The sequence below is a fragment of the Thalassotalea euphylliae genome (assembly GCF_003390375.1).
GTDB lineage: Bacteria > Pseudomonadota > Gammaproteobacteria > Enterobacterales > Alteromonadaceae > Thalassotalea_F > Thalassotalea_F euphylliae_A.
The window spans coordinates 4,131,752-4,148,479 of the sequence record NZ_QUOT01000001.1 but is presented as its reverse complement, the minus strand read 5'-3'; the positions used below and the strand labels follow the sequence as shown (position 1 = coordinate 4,148,479).

Genomic DNA, 16,728 nt, shown 5'->3' with positions numbered 1-16,728 from the left:
CAATCTATGGCACTATTTATGGCAAAGATCCAATCAAAAATAAATCCGCGCAGTCAGGAGTTTCTTGATAATGCAGCGCATATGCAGCAGCAAGTTGGCGATCTCAATACAACCATTGCAGATATCCAATTAGGTGGTGGCGAGAAGAGTCGCGAGCGTCATTTAGCGCGCGGCAAACTGCTGCCTCGCGAGCGCGTTTACCAGTTACTGGATGCAGGCTCGCCTTTTTTAGAGCTTTCGCAATTAGCAGCTCATCAAGTTTATGATGACAATGTACCAGCTGCTGGCATCATTACTGGTATCGGCCGTGTTGATGGTCAGGAATGTGTAATTGTTGCCAATGACGCCACGGTGAAAGGCGGCACTTACTACCCGCTCACGGTAAAAAAACACCTGCGTGCTCAAACCATTGCCCAAGAAAACAACCTGCCTTGTATTTACTTGGTGGACTCTGGCGGTGCCAATCTGCCGAACCAAGATGAAGTGTTTCCTGATCGCGAACACTTTGGCCGTATCTTCTTTAATCAGGCCAATATGTCGGCACAGAATATTCCGCAGATTGCCGTCGTTATGGGCTCTTGCACTGCTGGTGGTGCCTACGTACCTGCCATGGCAGATGAGTCGATTATCGTGAAAGAGCAAGGCACTATTTTCCTCGCGGGCCCGCCACTGGTTAAAGCCGCCACTGGTGAAGTGGTCAGTGCTGAAGAGCTAGGCGGTGCGGATGTACATTGCCGCACTTCTGGTGTTGCCGATCATTACGCACAAAACGATCACCACGCCCTGTCATTAGCACGTAGTGCCATCACTAACCTGAATCGCGTTAAGTCCATGCAATTGAGTATCAAGGAAGTCAGCGCGCCAGCTTATGATCCTCAGGAGATTTACGGCATCGTACCTAAAGACCCGCGCCAATCTTACGATGTCCGCGAAGTTATCGCTCGTATCGTTGATGGCAGTGAGTTTGATGAATTTAAAGCCTTGTACGGCACTACCTTAGTGTGTGGTTTTGCACATATCTTTGGCTATCCGGTCGGGATTGTTGCCAACAACGGTATTTTATTTGGCGAGTCGGCACAAAAAGGTGCGCATTTTGTTGAGCTTTGTGCCCAGCGCAAAATACCTTTAGTGTTCCTGCAAAATATTACTGGCTTTATGGTTGGCCAGCAATATGAAGCGGGCGGCATCGCCAAGCATGGCGCCAAAATGGTGACCGCAGTGGCTTGTGCGCAAGTCCCTAAATTTACCGTACTAATTGGCGGTAGCTTCGGTGCCGGTAATTACGGCATGTGCGGCCGTGCTTACGACCCGCGCTTTTTGTTTATGTGGCCTAACGCACGAATTTCTGTGATGGGAGGCGAGCAAGCCGCTGGCGTATTAGCGCAGGTAAAATCGGATCAACTGGCGAAACGCGGCGAAAGCTGGAGTGATGAGCAAGCCGCCGAATTTAAGCAACCGATCATCGATAATTACGAACACCAAGGTCACCCTTACTACGCTTCGGCGCGTCTTTGGGATGATGGTGTGATTGATCCTGCCGATACGCGCCAAGTGCTCGGTTTAGCCATTTCGGCTTCGCTAAATAAACCTATCGAAGAAACACGCTTTGGCGTGTTCAGAATGTAGGAGTTGATGATGAACTCAATAAGCTCTTCAGCCACAGCTGGCGCAGTGAACACAGCAGCAACTGGCGCTAAAAATCCAATAACAAACAAGGTACTTTTTACTGTCGACAGCGATAGCAAAGGCCATGGTGTTGCAACGGTTACACTTAATAATCCCGATAAGCATAACGCCTTTGACGATGACATTATCAGTCAGCTTACCCAAACCTTTAAAACCATTGCCGCAGACGAGTCGATTCGGGTCATGGTGTTAGCATCAACCGGGAAAAGCTTTTCAGCAGGCGCAGATCTAAGTTGGATGAAACGCATGGCATCCTACAATTATGAAGAAAACCTCAAAGATGCCAGTGCCCTTGCCGACATGCTCTACACCTTAAATTTTATGCCGCAAACTACCATCGCCCAAGTGCAAGGCGCAGCCTTTGGTGGTGCGGTCGGTTTGGCGAGCTGCTGCGATATGGTAATAGCCAGTGACAAAGCAAGCTTTTGTTTAAGCGAAGTAAAACTTGGCCTTATTCCAGCCACGATTAGCCCTTATGTGGTCAGTGCTATCGGCTTAAAAGCCAGCCGCCGCTATTTTCAAACCGCAGAGCGCTTTAGCGCAGCAAAAGCCCAACAACTAGGCTTAGTGGATGAAATAACAACGAGCGAACAGCTTAGCGGGCAAGTTCTGCAAGTGATCACTACCCTGCTCGCCAATGGCCCTGATGCCGTTAAGCAAGCTAAACAACTGGCAATGGATGTCGCTGGTCGCCCCATAAACGACCAGCTGATTCAAGAAACCAGTCAACGCATTGCCGCGATTCGTGTATCTCCAGAAGGACAAGAGGGATTAACCGCCTTTTTCGATAAACGACCTGCCAACTGGCAATCAAGCTAAAAGGGTCTATCAGAAAATGACAAAAACAATGACAACAACAGCCATGTTTACCAAGATACTTATCGCCAATCGCGGGGAAATTGCCTGCCGCATCATAAAAACCGCCCGCAAAATGGGGATTGCGACCGTCGCAGTTTATTCAGATGCCGACCAAAACGCCTTACACGTTAATATGGCCGATGAAGCGGTTTATTTAGGTGCCCCGCCATCAAAAGACAGTTACTTAAAAGCCGATAAGGTGATTACCGCCGCATTGCAAACAGGGGCGCAAGCCATCCATCCCGGCTATGGCTTTTTGTCGGAAAACGCAGAATTTTGCCGTCTTTGTGCCGAAAACCAGATCACCTTTATTGGCCCACCAAGTGAAGCCATTGAAGCCATGGGCTCAAAATCTGCCGCTAAAAACATTATGGAGCAGGCACAAGTGCCGCTAGTGCCCGGTTATCACGGTGATCATCAATCAGAAGCAGTACTTAAACAAGCGGCTGACGAAATGGGTTATCCAGTGCTGCTCAAGGCGACCGCTGGTGGTGGCGGTAAAGGTATGCGCCAAGTATGGTCGAGCGAAGAGTTTAGTGATGGTCTCGCTGCCGCTAAACGTGAAGCCGCCGCTAGTTTTGGCGACGATACTATGCTGGTGGAAAAATACTTAACGCAACCGCGTCATGTTGAAATTCAAGTGTTTTGCGACAATCACGACAATGCGGTGTACCTGTTTGAACGCGATTGCTCGGTACAGCGTCGTCACCAAAAGGTGATTGAAGAAGCGCCAGCTCCCCATATGAGTGAAACACTGCGCGAACAAATGGGTCAGGCTGCTATTCAGTCAGCACAAGCAATTGGCTATCGCGGTGCGGGCACAGTGGAATTCTTACTCGATACACATCCAGAAACTGGCGAGCAAGCCTTCTATTTTATGGAGATGAATACCCGCTTGCAGGTGGAACACCCAGTGACCGAATATATTAGTGGTCAAGATTTAGTGGAATGGCAACTGCGCGTCGCCGCTGGCGAGCCATTGCCGAAGCAGCAAAATGAATTAGCCATCAACGGCCATGCCTTTGAAGCGCGTATTTACGCGGAAGATCCAGCCAACGACTTTTTGCCAGCAACAGGTCAGCTAACATTTTTACAAACACCGCAAGAAAGCGAGCACGTTCGCATTGATACGGGCGTACTGCAAGGGGATGAAGTCAGTGTTTACTATGATCCTATGATTGCCAAACTGGTGGTCTGGGATGAGTCTCGTGAAAAAGCGCTGCAACGACTAAGCAAAGCACTAGCGGAATACCGTGTTAACGGGGTCACTACTAACATCGACTTCCTTTACAACTTAACTACCAGTAAGCCTTTTGTTGATGCCGAACTCGACACGGGCTTTATCGAAAAACATCAAGCATTGATCTTCCATGAAGATCAGCAAACCCTATCGCAAGAATTACCGATGGCGGCTTTGTATTTGTTACTCAAACAAGCGCAAGACGCACAACAAGTTGCAACCGCAAGCACAGACCCAAACTCCCCTTGGCATCAGCCGATTGGCTGGCGACTTAATCAGCCAAGCCAAATATCGCTGACCCTTGCCCACTCGACCTTACACGGCGAGCAAATCTTTGAAATTAGCAGCGTGCAAAAACTGAGTAGCAATGGTGATGTCACTTATCACATTCAAGTTGGCGACAAGCGCCACAACTGCCAAGGGAAAATTTGTGGTAGCCAGTTAGATTTTATTATTGATGGTTATCGCGGCAGTGCACAAATTGCGATTAACGAACATCAACAAGCTCAGTATAAGCGCTCTCAAAATAAGCAAATCAGTCTGTTTCGTCCTAACGGCGTATTTAACTTTACTCAGGTATTACCGGATCTGGGTGACAATGAGGCAGAGCATCAAACGGGCGGCTTATCGGCGCCGATGAATGGCACTATGGTCGCGGTGCTGGTCAATGCTGGCGATTCCGTTGTTAAAGATCAACCTTTGGTGATCATGGAAGCGATGAAAATGGAACATACCATTAAAGCGCCCAGTGACGGCACAGTAACGGATGTGTTTTTTACCGCAGGCGATATGGTTGACGGTGGCGCAGAGCTACTGAGCTTTGAAGCCACCGCAATTGCAAACGCGGAGAACAGCTAATGGCGATGCCCTCAGCCGTAAAACTGGTCGAAGTTGGACCACGCGATGGTCTGCAAAATGAAGCTAAGCTTATTAGTGGCGCCGATAAAATTGCGCTGATTAATCGCTTAACCGATGCTGGCCTAAGTTATATTGAAGCAGGCAGTTTTGTCTCCCCTAAATGGGTACCGCAAATGGCCACTTCAACTGAGGTTTGCCAAGGCATAGATAAAAAAGCAGGGGTCACTTACGCTGCCCTAACACCCAATTTTAAAGGTTTTGAGGCTGCGCTTGCCGCAGGCGTAGAAGAAGTCGCGATTTTTGGTGCTGCCTCAGAAGCCTTTAGTCAAAAAAATATTAACTGTTCTATTAGCGAAAGCTTAGAGCGCTTTTCCCCAGTGGTAGCCAGCGCACAGGCACATGGCATCAAGGTTAGAGGCTATGTGTCTTGTGTGCTTGGCTGCCCTTATGAGGGCGAGATTGCACCTGAAAAAGTCGCTAATGTCGCCAAAACCTTAGTTGAGATGGGCTGCTATGAAGTTTCCCTTGGCGACACTATTGGTGTTGGCACGCCAGCCAGCGTTAAGCGCATGTTAACGGAAGTCACAAAACAGGTTCCCATCAATAAACTTGCCGTCCACTTTCACGATACCTATGGCCAAGCTGTGGCTAATATTTACTGCGCATTGCAACTGGGTATTAGTGTGGTAGACAGCTCTGTCGGTGGCCTCGGTGGATGCCCCTATGCTGAAGGCGCTTCTGGTAACGTCGCCACCGAAGATGTGCTTTACCTGCTTAATGGCCATGGCATTAGCACAGGCGTTGATCTCGATAAATTAATTGAAATCAGTTGGTTTATCAGTGACAAACTGGGGCGACCGCCGATGTCAAAAGTGGCCAATGCGTTAGCAAGCCGACGATAAACAAGCAATAAAAATAAAAACTCATACAAAAATTACAGATAAAGATTACGTACAAGAGCTACGTAACAAAAATACAACAAGCTTTAGAAAATGGGGACACAATAATGATGAGGTTTGACTATGGCTGGATTTGATAAAGTCGTCGCTAGCTACCAAGAAGCGTTAGCTGATCTAACCGATAACATGACCGTAATTGCTGGCGGTTTTGGCCTATGTGGCATTCCAGAAAACCTAATCGCCGAGATAAAACGCAAAGGCACTAAAGGTTTAACCGTGGTTTCAAATAACTGTGGTGTTGATGATTTTGGATTGGGGGTTTTACTACCCGAACGCCAAATTAAGAAAATTATCGCCTCTTATGTGGGTGAAAATGCGGAATTTGAACGCCAAATGATGTCAGGCGAACTTGAAGTGGAGCTAACACCACAAGGCACCTTGGCAGAAAAAATGCGCGCTGGTGGCGCCGGCATTCCTGCATTTTTTACTGCCACAGGTTATGGCACACCGGTCGCAGAAGGCAAAGAAGAGCGTGAATTTAATGGCCGCCACTATATCTTAGAAGAAGCCATTAAAGGAGACTTTGCCATTGTTAAAGCATGGAAGGCCGATCGATACGGCAACTTAGTATTTCGTAAAACCGCACGTAACTTTAACCCAATGGCAGCAACCGCTGGCAAAATTACTGTGGTGGAAGTGGAAGAAATTGTGGAACCAGGCGAACTCGACCCTGACCAGATCCACACCCCAGGAATTTACGTTGACCGCCTGATCCAAGGCAGTTTTGAAAAACGCATTGAGCAGCGCACTGTTCGCCCTGTTCAGTCAACCGACTCAGCTCACTCAACTGACTTATAAGCGCATAAGGAGCACATCATGGCATTATCACGTGAACAAATTGCAATGCGCGTTGCGCAAGAGCTAAAAGACGGTTATTACGTTAACCTTGGTATCGGCATCCCTACCCTAGTCGCTAACTATGTGCCAGAGGGCATGGAAGTGATGCTGCAATCAGAAAATGGCTTGCTCGGCATGGGGCAATTTCCCACCGAAGATGAGTTAGACGCTGATATGATCAACGCGGGCAAGCAAACGGTAACCGCAATCACTGGTGCGTCGATTTTTGACTCGGCGGAATCATTTGCCATGATCCGTGGCGGTCATGTTGATTTAACGGTTTTAGGCGCATTTGAAGTAGATATTCACGGTAATATTGCCTCCTATATGATCCCCGGTAAGCTGATCAAAGGTATGGGTGGTGCGATGGATTTAGTCGCTGGCGCGGATAATATTATTGTCACCATGACCCATGCCTCAAAGCACGGTGAGTCAAAGTTACTACCTGAATGCACCCTGCCCTTAACTGGCAAAGGCTGTATTAAAAAGGTGCTAACAGATCTGGCCTTTTTGGAAATAAAAGATGGTAAATTCCATTTGCTTGAACGCGCACCCGGCGTGTCAGTAGCAGAAATCGTTAAGCTGACCGCTGGTGAATTAGTGGTACCTGAACAAGTGCCTGAAATGCAGTTTTAGCGCTTTGAAGCTGTTTTTTGGCTAAATTAGCTAATTAAATCGTTTCCGCAAATATAGCCGTTATCTCATCGCAAAATTGATAACGGCTCGCTATTCCTACCTCACAGCTCTTAGCCGACAGCTCCCTGCTCCCCGGATTCATCGATGGCAAAAACTTAGGACTACTGAGCTTTTACCAATGATTATTGAGCGCTAGCTATTGATTATTAAACTTTCCAGTTTGAAGTTTTGGGCTCTTAACACAACTAGACTGCATTGCAATATTAGCTGCCGTTAGTTCTCTAACCAGTGGATCAAAATATCCATATTATTAATACGATAGCCCATATGTAGCCTACCATCGCTATCTATTTTTAAATCCATCGGGGCAGATTGTTGACCGGTAAAATTAGGATCTGTGCTGTTTACTATGGTAATAAAGTAACCACCATTTCGATAACTCATCGATCCTTGGTATTGATAGCGCGCCATATTGCCCCAACCGTCGACAATAACAAAGTCAGTAACCCATTGAGCGCTATTGCTTGAGCGCGGACTAAAATCGATAGAACCATTTACGTTATCGGTTAAATCAATGCCATTTTCAGCGTAACCGCTTAATTGCCATAGCCCACTTGGAAAGTAAATTTGTGGCTGATTTTTTCTTTTAGGTTCAAATACAGGTTCAAATTCCTGTTCGTTGCTTTTATCTTGATCTGGCAAGTAACCACTGTCACCTTCGTCACGGCCACTAAGTTCGTCATGGCCTAAGTCCTCGTATGAATCATCTGCTTTTGTAATTTCACTGTTGCCGCTAAAGTCTGGCTGGGCAGGTTTTGGTAGGCCTACTGCGGGTTTGTCTGCACTGCTACCACCTACTTTTGCGTCGCTAGGCAATAAGCGAGGGACGAGTAATAAGCCGATACCAAGCACTATCAAAATAATTGAAGGGTTACTCACGTTAACCTTAATACCAAACCCTTCCACGTTATTCTGGTTAGCACTCTCTTTCTTACCAATGGCGAACATGATTACGCCTACAACAATCAGTAGACAGCCAACTAACATCACAATATTGTCAAAAAAATCCATGATTATTGAGCGTCCTAGGTTCCCGATAAGTTTCAATAATTATAGACGGTTATCACTAACTCTTTAGACTGCCTTACAGTTACAACCCAAGTAAAAGCGCGCTTTTTAACCGCCTTTGTTGCAAAGTGTTACCGGATTTGATACTAATTAGGGTGACAAAGAAAAGGCAAAGTATGTGAAAGCATGCTACGCAAAGCCACCGGTCTAAGGACAAAACACAGATTGTTAAGTGTTTGCATGTTGATATTAGGTCAAATTGTCATTAACTGCGTTAAGCTCGCTTAAGTAAGCTTATCAAGGACGTAGAATATCGGCAAAATAGGAGTCTTGCCCTTACCTCAAGTTGTAAGTATGACGTTCAGTTACTGAACAGTCTCCACCTTTATCGTAAGCAAATTCTCATCAATTTATCGTCTATGACAGCGGAGTTACCTCATCAAAAGGGTACGTTCCAGTGGTTTTTTCTTTTTTCTAACACTCAATTAGCTTTAAGGTTATTAAAAATGAAAAAATTATTACTAGTTTCTACCATCACAGCTTTAACTTTGACGTCTGTGGTTACTGCACCAAAAGCCAACGCAAATGACATTGCACAAAGTGTATGTGAATACGTGGCAGCTGATGACAAAAAACGCATGCGTTCATTTTTAAAGACGAATAAATTAAAAGTACGTAGTATTTTTTCTGGTATTCAATGTAATGGTCAGAACTTGTTGGAGTTTGCCGTAGCGAAAAATTCTGTAAAAACAGGTTCGATGATGATTAAAAAATTATCTAAGAAAGTTGTTTCTGCAAATTTAAATTCTCTACAGGCAGGATCGCAACCTTTAGTGGATGCTGCTAACGCTCGCGTTAGTAGTTAATTATTAACTGGTAGACACTAGTAATAATGTTTTGCTAGTTGATAATTCTTATGTCGCTAAAACGAAAAAGCCAGCTTAACCGCTGGCTTTTTTTTCGCTAAGCTAATAGTTAGCGATTCGCCGTACTTGCAAGGAAGCTCAACGTTAATGACGCCAAAGAAAACTTATAAAGGCAGTAAAACAGCTTTACTCTTAACTGGTGGAGGCGCACGCGCAGCCTACCAAGTAGGTGTACTCTCGGCTATCGCGAAATTTATTCCGCGCAATCACGGCATACCCTTTCCGATCCTTTGTGGCACATCAGCTGGGGCAATTAATACCACGGCACTAGCCTGTTATGCATCTTGCTTTCATCTTGGTGTTAAAAAGCTGGAGTGGATATGGAAAAACTTATCGTGCGACCGCATTTATCGCACTAATACAGCGGCCGTTTTTAATAATATATTTTCAGGCTTTGCTGCTGGATTTCAGGCAGACTATGCACTTAAAAGGCCACGTAGTTTGCTCGACAATGCACCACTACGCCAGCTGCTCAATCAGGTTATCGATTTTAAGCGAATCGACCTTAATATAAAAAATCACTATTTATCATCGCTATCGATTACAGCATCGAGCTATTGCAGCGGTGATTCGGTGACATTTTATCAGTCGGCCAGAGCTATCGAGCCATGGGTCAGAGCTAAGCGACTCAGTCAACGGTGCCAAATTGACAGCGAACATTTGATGGCATCAGCTGCAATTCCGTTAGTTTTTCCTTCGGTAAAAATACGCCACCAACACTATGGTGACGGCTCAATCCATCAGTTGTCACCACTTAGCCCTCCTATTCACTTAGGGGCAAAACGTATTTTCATCATTGGCGTCGAACAACCTAAACAACCAATTCACCCAATAGAAAACAACCCTCACCCGCCTACATTAGCTACGGTCGCCGGTCATATGCTTGACTCGGTTTTTTCAGACACACTGCAAAGTGACCTAGAACGAATGAACCGAATGAATGCCACGCTAGCACTAATCGACCCTAAAGTTCGTGCGAAAAAAAGTGGCTTGCAACAAATTGGTAGCTTTTTAATTAATCCAAGCCACGACTTTAACGCCCTAGCCAGCGAATATTATGAATATCTACCGGTAGGGGTTCGTTTGATGCTAAGAAGTGTTGGCGTAAAAAATGATCCTGAATCGAGCTTATTAAGTTATTTACTATTTGATAAACATTATTGCCGAGAATTGATCAAACTCGGCTTCAATGATGCCATGGCACAAGAGCAAGATATTAGAGGCTTTTTAGCGCTAGGTTGCTAAATTCCACTTAATCACCTTCGTGCAAGTAGCGCTCTGTACGTTCAACTCTTCGAGGTTTGCCGCGTAGCACTAACGTATCTTGTGCTTGTAACAAGGTATTATTATCGGGCTCGTCAATTTCCACGCCATCACGCTTTAAGGCAATAACACTTACGCGTCTGCTAGCTAAATCTAAGCTGCCAATACTGTGCCCATTAGCAAAAGAGTCTTCTGTGAGTAAAATCGCATGAGCAAATTCTATGCGCTCAACAGCTTCTGGGCTCATATCGGTTTGTTCACCTTGGAAGAAGCCGTGTAAATGGTTGTAGTGATTTTTCCGCTCTCGTTGCACGCGGCGCACAACACGAGAAAACGGCACGCCAGACAAGGATAGCACTTGTGAAACCAACATCAGCGCCCCCTCTAAACTCTCTGGTACCACTTCATTGGCACCTGCTTTTTGTAGCATTTCTAACTGATCATCATTGCGTGTTCTCACCAAGATAGGCACTTCCGGCGACAAACTACGCACGCGTTGAATCACTTCTGCTGATTGTTTGTCTTCACCAAACGCGATAACGACTAGCTTTGCTTCTGACAAATGTGCAGCATGCAGCAACTCAGTTTGTCGTGACGAACCGAATAATACGTTTTCACCAGCCTCGCGGGCTTTGCGCGTACGCAGCGGATCAATATCAATTGCGACAAACTCGATATGCTCTTGTTTTAAAAAGCGGCTCACTGTTTGACCAATGCGGCCAAAGCCACAAATAATCACGTGGTCTTTTAGCGATTGCGTAGTCTCTGGCAAATCCCTTAAATCTGAAGTGTCTACGGGGTCTTCGTTAGCTAGCCAGCGTCCCCACTTTCGGGCATTGTTAATAATATAAGGGGTAATCGCCATACTGATAACCCCTGCCCCCAGTAGCAAAGAAGCAACGTCATTAGCTAACACATTCACTTGCGTGGCAAGTGCGACCAAGACAAAGCCAAATTCCCCCATTTGTGCCAGCATAAAACCAGTTGCCCAAGCGTCTTTTTTCGCTTCGCCGGCACGAACCGCCGCCCATTGTACAATCAAGGTTTTTGCTAACATAAACGCAAGCATAGTCATTAATAAAGTGCCGGGAGATGCCAGCAATAAACTAATGTCTAATTTCATGCCAACAGTAACGAAGAATAAGCCGAGCAAAATATCACGGTAAGGGCGAATATCCGCTTCCAGCTGATATTTGTACTCACTTTCGCCAAGCATCATACCAGCCAGGAATGCACCTAATGCCATTGATAGGCCAAACCACTGCGTTAACGATGCGGCCATTAAGGTCACTAACAAGGTGGTCAATACAAAGAGTTCATCGGTACGCACTTTAGCCACTAAGTTAAATAAGCGTGGCAGCAACCATTTACCGACAAAGAATAGAATGCCAACAACAAATACACCTTTGATCAGCGCCCATGCTAGTGCGATAAACATCGAGCCTTCGTTTTGTGGGGCTAGTAATGGAATGATAATTAACAAAGGAACAACAGCAACGTCTTGGAATAACAGTACAGCAACAGAAATTTGACCGGACTTGCGCTTCATCGCCCCAGTTTCACTTAGCTGTTTAATGACAATTGCGGTAGACGATAGCGCCAAAATACCACCGACAACGAAGCTGGCGGCAAATGACAAGCCAAATAGCATTGACACAACCATGATAAAGGCCATTGAAATCAGTACTTGCAGACTGCCCACAGCCAGCACTAAATGCCGCATCGCCAATAAGCGCGGCAATGAGAATTCTAGGCCAAGGGTAAATAGCAAGAAAACAATGCCAAGTTCAGCAAAATGCTCGTAATCAACATGCTCGTTTGACAACGCTAGCCCATGCTCACCCACCAGCACGCCAGCGACTAAGTAAGCCAAAATGGCAGGCAAATTAAGCTTGCGAAAGACAAATACAATTAATACCGCGCAGGCGAGTATGGCGAGAATTTCAAGATGAGCTATCACATCTGCTCCTTGCAAGCTGTGGTTTGTCGAGAGTCGTCGGGAATTGGCAAGTCTGCAAGCTTATCTCACAGGTGTTCTACTAACACCAATTTATACCGTTAACCGATACACTTCATTTGTACCCTTCACTTATACCTTAGTATTCAGGTAATTAAAATACTTAACTCGTCCGTCCAAGAGTAGGCACGGTGTTTGCTTTAACTAAGTCAACACAGCGGTATAACAATTTTTTGACATACCACAAACGCAGTATTAGCAGGTAGTTTTATGCAAACGCTCAACTTATTAGAACAACAGTTTTCCGACTTTAATGCGTTCAGGTTATTTGAATCTAATCATTTAGAAAACAATCAACTTGGCTTGGCCTTGCTTGAACAGTTGCAAACCACGCTTGACCTTAACGAACTACTAAACAAGTTCGCGATGATGGCTAGCCGTTATGTTGAGTTTAGTGGCCTAAGCTTCAAAGCAGAAAGTGTTGAAGCAAGTATTCGAGGTAGCCGCAGCGGTAAAATCTCTCGCCATTTCAATCTGTCACTAAATGGTCAACACCTTGGTCGATTAGTTTATGGTTTAAATACGCCGCTGTCAGGTAGTAACGAAAAAATACTCAATGAGCTACACCGCTACTTCCTGAATCCGTTAAACAATGCGTTAACGTACCGCACTGCATTAATGCTTGCGATGCAAGACAGCTTAACGGGTCTAGGTAATCGCCGTTATTTTGACGAGCAAATTAAACGAGCGATGCATCAAGCCAATCGCAGTCACAATCAGGTAGGGCTTATTGTCGCCGACCTTAATAAATTTAAAGCGATCAACGACACCTATGGTCATGCTGTGGGGGATAAAGTGTTGGTACATTTCGCTGATGCACTACGTGTCAGTGTGCGCGATTCTGACAGCTTATTCCGCTTTGGTGGTGATGAGTTTGTAGTACTAATTGAATGTGCAGGCAAAGAATCGTTAGAAGTGATTTATCACCGCATTCACGATGCTGTCGCTGCCGATGGTTATTTAGAGAAGTATCAAGTATCGTGTAGCTTGGGCGCGACTTTTATGAATCGCGCTGACACTGAAAAGAGCTTTTTCGAACGAGCTGACCAAGCGCTTTATCGTAAAAAAATGAACATGGCACCACGCCTGAGCTTAGTATAAATTTGGGCACTACCTGCGCCACTTTTACTGTGTTCAAGCACGCTCAGCGTGCGGCTATTTTGCTTGTTGAGCTTTTAGCTCAACAAGTGCGGCTTTAACCTCATCCGGTGTTGCTGCCACCAACAAACGGCAAAACCTTACCGCCTTGGCAAACTGCTCTGTGCCAACTATTGCCAATGTTTTAACCAACATCTGTCGATTAAATCCAAAGTTTTGGCTGAAATGTGAAATCGCCTCGTTAATTGATGGGTAACAAACACCATCAAAATCAAAACTAAGTGCATTGGTTTCATGTTCGATATCTTCGCCGCCAAGCGACAACGGCCAACCGCGATAATTGACGCGATCGCGAGCAACCTCATACATAAACCACGCACTGCGTTGGAAGGATTCGAAATTGCCTCCTTCAAAACCAGCATTGGCTAGCTCTTCAGGCGTCCAATTAATACCAATCGCTAAGTCTTTGCGATACTTTCGAATCAGCCCTACTTTGACTTCATCGCGTAAATGCCATACGTGTTCGACTTTGGCTTGATAAGCCAGTTGCCGGCATTCGCGGCAACTTGATAAGGTCAACTTAGGGTGAGGACAAGCCAACACAATATGGCGAGCATGAGGGAAAGTAACGAATTGATCACTTGGCTCACCGCAAAACCAGCAGGTATGGCGATATTCAAAGGGAATATCGACTAAGAGTTCAATGCGCTCCTGCATCTAATCTTTGCACCTATTCCTTACACTTATTCCTAGCACCTATACTCTGCCCGTCTTGCCCCAAATGCCCAGCGAGTACTATCTGCGCTTTTTCACTTTTTTTACTGCGCTGGCTTTACCTTTTGACTTGTGTTTAACATTTTTAGCGCCAGCACTGCGTTTGTCAGCAACACGACGATTTTTATCGCGTGTGGTTTGATAGCGGTTCTTCTTAGCCGCTTCAGTTACATGGCGCTTGCTAGCATCATATTCAGACTCTGTCATTTCGTAGCCCGGCAACACTATTTTTTCAAATTTACGGCCAATAAGCTGTTCAATATTGCCTAAGAATTTTTCATCCTTAGGGCTAACTAATGAAATGGCAGTACCAGATTTGCCCGCACGACCAGTACGACCCACGCGGTGCACGTAATCTTCTGCTAAAAATGGTAAATGGAAGTTCACTACATACGGCAGGTTAGGAATATCTAGGCCACGAGCTGCGACATCAGTTGCCACCAAAACGCGTACTTCGCCAGCAACAAATTGCTCTAACGCCTTGTTACGCGCACCTTGTGATTTTTCACCATGACATAGTGCCGCTTTAATACCATCAAGCTTTAATTCTTTGGCCAGTTGATTGGCACTTTCACGTGTGCCGGCAAACACCATGACTTGGTGCCAGTTATTCACACCAATAATTTCTGACAACAACTCGCGTTTGCGCGCTTCCGACACCCCGTAAACGGCCTGCTTCACTTTGCCTGACGTGGTATTTTGTTTCGCCACTTCAATGGTTTTTGGCGTGTGTAGAATTTGATTCGCTAAGGTTTTAACTTTATTTGAGAACGTCGCACTAAACATTAAGGTTTGGTGTTTGTGCTTAATATGCTCGCTAATGCGCTCAATATCCGTTAAAAAGCCCATATCGAGCATACGATCAGCTTCGTCAAGCACCATGTATTTAACTTGAGAAAGAGAAAGGTTGCGCAGTTGCAAATGCTCTAGCAAACGGCCAGGTGTCGCGACTAAAATATCAACGCCAGCTTTAAGCACTTTTTCTTGCCCAGCCATGCCAGCACCGCCAAAAATCACACCGTGTTTAATGGGTAAAAATTGGCTGTACTCTTTAATATTTTCGCCTACTTGAATCGCAAGCTCACGTGTTGGCGTTAGAATAAGCGCCTTTAATATTGGTGTTTCGGTAGTTGCTTGATGAGCTAACTTATCCAATATTGGCAAGGTAAAGGCTGCCGTTTTACCTGTGCCAGTCTGCGCGCTAGCCAGTACATCACTACCAGTACGAATAACAGGAATTGCTTGTTGCTGGATTGGGGTTAATTGCTTATAACCACATAGCTTAACTGCTTTTAACAACCCTTCTGATAAGCCAATTGCATCAACACTCATTTTCTTTTTCCACCAACACCTAAAATAATCGCGCGATTATATACCCTATCCCACTGTTGATGCGAGCTTACTTGCCGACTATTCCAATTAAATATTTCAGTTACATATGCCAGTTACATATGCCAGTAACAGTAGAGTTAGATAAATCTTGCCCGAAACTCGGACGGTGCAAGGCCGACAATTTTAACAAACACTTTGCGTAAACTGCTGGCATCTTCATAGCCCAACGACAACGCTATTTGTTCAAAACTCAATGCGCTAGATTCCAACATATCGCAAGCTTTTTGCACTCGTAAACGTTGAATATACTGAACAGGCTTCAAGCCTGTGGCTTGGGTGAATTGGCGTATTAACGTGCGCTCTGATGTATGCGCCACACCAGCCAACACTTTATTGTTAAGCTTAGTGTCGTAGTTTGCCTGAATATAGTGCTGCACCGCGAGCATTGCTTGATTGCCATGATCGAATATTGGCGTAAAACTTTGATAATAGCGCTGCTCGCGCTTTCCGGTATCTACAATCAGGTACTTGCCCAGTTTCCGCATCACGTGAGGCTTGGCATATTGGCCGACCAACTCTAAGCCCAGATCTAGCCAAGACATTAACCCGCCCGCGCTGACAATATCTCCATCGTTAATCAAAATACTTTCTGACTTAAGGCGAATTTGCGGGTATTCACGCTGCAACTGATCAGCTAAGCCCCAGTGTGTGGTGGCAGTTCTATTGGTCAACAAGCTTGTTTGCGCCAGTATAAAAGCGCCAGCACAAGCCGAGCATAATGTAGAGCCCGCTTGATGGCTTTGTTTCAGGAAATTGAGCAGTGGCTGCCCAGCATTTAAATAATATTCGCCATCTAAATTAGGCGGTAAAATAATCACTTCAGGCGTTAAATCAAAAGCGCCTTCTTCATCTGCACTCAACTTCTCTGGTGTGGTTATTTGGGCGCTAAAAGTCATTGCTAATTGCTCATCTGCAATAATTTTATTCGCCAAGTTTAATAGTTCTAGCAAACCATACACGGCACTTTGCATAGCACCTGGGTAATTGATGATCACAACTCTAATAGTTTTAGTGCGCTCAACATGACGGCTAACTTGCTTTATCTTGTTACTACCTTTATTTGTCACTTTTACCTTGATTAATGCCATTAATGCCATGCGTAAGCCTAGCAAAGTT

Annotated in this window: 14 protein-coding genes and 1 riboswitch; of the genes, 9 read left to right on the top strand and 5 right to left on the bottom strand. The window is 45.4% G+C overall.

The annotated features are described in order from the left end of the window. The first annotated feature begins 18 nt into the window (after nucleotides 1-18). The 6 genes from DXX94_RS18180 (at nucleotide 19) to DXX94_RS18155 (ending at nucleotide 7,074) form a co-directional block, all read left to right on the top strand. On the top strand, nucleotides 19-1,626 hold the full coding sequence (locus DXX94_RS18180; RefSeq protein WP_116018647.1) for a carboxyl transferase domain-containing protein: 1,608 nt from the start codon (nucleotides 19-21) through the stop codon (nucleotides 1,624-1,626). Between the two features lie 9 nt (nucleotides 1,627-1,635). Next, on the top strand, nucleotides 1,636-2,505 hold the full coding sequence (locus DXX94_RS18175) for an enoyl-CoA hydratase/isomerase family protein (protein WP_116018083.1): 870 nt from the start codon (nucleotides 1,636-1,638) through the stop codon (nucleotides 2,503-2,505). 43 nt (nucleotides 2,506-2,548) lie between these two features. Continuing rightward, nucleotides 2,549-4,642, top strand: a complete 2,094-nt coding sequence (locus tag DXX94_RS18170; RefSeq protein ID WP_116018645.1) for an acetyl/propionyl/methylcrotonyl-CoA carboxylase subunit alpha — start codon at nucleotides 2,549-2,551, stop codon at nucleotides 4,640-4,642. Then, nucleotides 4,642-5,544, top strand: coding sequence for a hydroxymethylglutaryl-CoA lyase (locus DXX94_RS18165; RefSeq protein ID WP_116018081.1), 903 nt, complete (start codon nucleotides 4,642-4,644; stop codon nucleotides 5,542-5,544). The genes DXX94_RS18170 and DXX94_RS18165 overlap by 1 nt, the downstream gene beginning before the upstream one ends. Nucleotides 5,545-5,664: 120 nt before the next feature. After that, nucleotides 5,665-6,399, top strand: a complete 735-nt coding sequence (locus tag DXX94_RS18160) for a CoA transferase subunit A (RefSeq protein ID WP_116018079.1) — start codon at nucleotides 5,665-5,667, stop codon at nucleotides 6,397-6,399. 18 nt (nucleotides 6,400-6,417) lie between these two features. Next, the gene (locus DXX94_RS18155) at nucleotides 6,418-7,074 is read left to right on the top strand and encodes a 3-oxoacid CoA-transferase subunit B (RefSeq protein ID WP_116018077.1); all 657 of its coding nucleotides are present in this window, start codon (nucleotides 6,418-6,420) and stop codon (nucleotides 7,072-7,074) included. 273 nt (nucleotides 7,075-7,347) lie between these two features. Here DXX94_RS18155 and DXX94_RS18150 read toward each other — a convergent pair whose 3' ends face one another. After that, nucleotides 7,348-8,145: a hypothetical protein gene (locus DXX94_RS18150; protein ID WP_116018075.1), complete on the bottom strand. Its 798-nt coding sequence runs from the start codon at nucleotides 8,143-8,145 to the stop codon at nucleotides 7,348-7,350. Between the two features lie 155 nt (nucleotides 8,146-8,300). Next, nucleotides 8,301-8,393: riboswitch (cyclic di-GMP riboswitch) on the top strand. Nucleotides 8,394-8,648: 255 nt separating this feature from the next. On the opposite strand from DXX94_RS18150, the gene DXX94_RS18145 reads away from it, so the two are divergent. Next, nucleotides 8,649-9,008: a DUF3718 domain-containing protein gene (locus DXX94_RS18145; RefSeq protein WP_116000697.1), complete on the top strand. Its 360-nt coding sequence runs from the start codon at nucleotides 8,649-8,651 to the stop codon at nucleotides 9,006-9,008. Nucleotides 9,009-9,155: 147 nt separating this feature from the next. Further along, a complete protein-coding gene (locus tag DXX94_RS18140) occupies nucleotides 9,156-10,313 on the top strand; it encodes a patatin-like phospholipase family protein (RefSeq protein ID WP_116018073.1) in 1,158 nt (385 codons plus the stop codon). A gap of 7 nt (nucleotides 10,314-10,320) precedes the next feature. Here DXX94_RS18140 and DXX94_RS18135 read toward each other — a convergent pair whose 3' ends face one another. Further along, a complete protein-coding gene (locus tag DXX94_RS18135) occupies nucleotides 10,321-12,291 on the bottom strand; it encodes a monovalent cation:proton antiporter family protein (RefSeq protein ID WP_116018071.1) in 1,971 nt (656 codons plus the stop codon). Nucleotides 12,292-12,558: 267 nt separating this feature from the next. Between DXX94_RS18135 and DXX94_RS18130 the strand changes: the two genes are divergently transcribed. Further along, a complete protein-coding gene (locus DXX94_RS18130) occupies nucleotides 12,559-13,449 on the top strand; it encodes a GGDEF domain-containing protein (RefSeq protein ID WP_116000713.1) in 891 nt (296 codons plus the stop codon). Nucleotides 13,450-13,503: 54 nt separating this feature from the next. Here the strand turns inward: DXX94_RS18130 and DXX94_RS18125 are convergent, their stop codons facing one another. The 3 genes from DXX94_RS18125 to DXX94_RS18115 form a co-directional block, all read right to left on the bottom strand. Beyond that, nucleotides 13,504-14,163, bottom strand: a complete 660-nt coding sequence (locus DXX94_RS18125) for a hypothetical protein (RefSeq protein ID WP_116018069.1) — start codon at nucleotides 14,161-14,163, stop codon at nucleotides 13,504-13,506. A gap of 78 nt (nucleotides 14,164-14,241) precedes the next feature. Continuing rightward, the gene (locus tag DXX94_RS18120) at nucleotides 14,242-15,552 is read right to left on the bottom strand and encodes a DEAD/DEAH box helicase (RefSeq protein WP_116018067.1); all 1,311 of its coding nucleotides are present in this window, start codon (nucleotides 15,550-15,552) and stop codon (nucleotides 14,242-14,244) included. 137 nt (nucleotides 15,553-15,689) lie between these two features. Further along, nucleotides 15,690-16,709 carry a GlxA family transcriptional regulator gene (locus DXX94_RS18115; protein ID WP_258872211.1) on the bottom strand — a complete coding sequence of 340 codons (1,020 nt, stop codon included), beginning with the start codon at nucleotides 16,707-16,709 and terminating at the stop codon, nucleotides 15,690-15,692. Nucleotides 16,710-16,728 lie beyond the last annotated feature (19 nt).

Coding starts and splice junctions, on each gene's coding strand:
- DXX94_RS18175 (WP_116018083.1), top strand. CDS start 1,636: ATGAACTCAATAAGCTCTTCAGCCACAGCTGGCGCAGTGAACACAGCA.
- DXX94_RS18150 (WP_116018075.1), bottom strand. CDS start 8,145: ATGGATTTTTTTGACAATATTGTGATGTTAGTTGGCTGTCTACTGATT.
- DXX94_RS18165 (WP_116018081.1), top strand. CDS start 4,642: ATGGCGATGCCCTCAGCCGTAAAACTGGTCGAAGTTGGACCACGCGAT.
- DXX94_RS18130 (WP_116000713.1), top strand. CDS start 12,559: ATGCAAACGCTCAACTTATTAGAACAACAGTTTTCCGACTTTAATGCG.
- DXX94_RS18145 (WP_116000697.1), top strand. CDS start 8,649: ATGAAAAAATTATTACTAGTTTCTACCATCACAGCTTTAACTTTGACG.
- DXX94_RS18155 (WP_116018077.1), top strand. CDS start 6,418: ATGGCATTATCACGTGAACAAATTGCAATGCGCGTTGCGCAAGAGCTA.
- DXX94_RS18160 (WP_116018079.1), top strand. CDS start 5,665: ATGGCTGGATTTGATAAAGTCGTCGCTAGCTACCAAGAAGCGTTAGCT.
- DXX94_RS18140 (WP_116018073.1), top strand. CDS start 9,156: ATGACGCCAAAGAAAACTTATAAAGGCAGTAAAACAGCTTTACTCTTA.
- DXX94_RS18115 (WP_258872211.1), bottom strand. CDS start 16,709: ATGGCATTAATGGCATTAATCAAGGTAAAAGTGACAAATAAAGGTAGT.
- DXX94_RS18170 (WP_116018645.1), top strand. CDS start 2,549: ATGTTTACCAAGATACTTATCGCCAATCGCGGGGAAATTGCCTGCCGC.
- DXX94_RS18125 (WP_116018069.1), bottom strand. CDS start 14,163: ATGCAGGAGCGCATTGAACTCTTAGTCGATATTCCCTTTGAATATCGC.
- DXX94_RS18180 (WP_116018647.1), top strand. CDS start 19: ATGGCAAAGATCCAATCAAAAATAAATCCGCGCAGTCAGGAGTTTCTT.
- DXX94_RS18120 (WP_116018067.1), bottom strand. CDS start 15,552: ATGAGTGTTGATGCAATTGGCTTATCAGAAGGGTTGTTAAAAGCAGTT.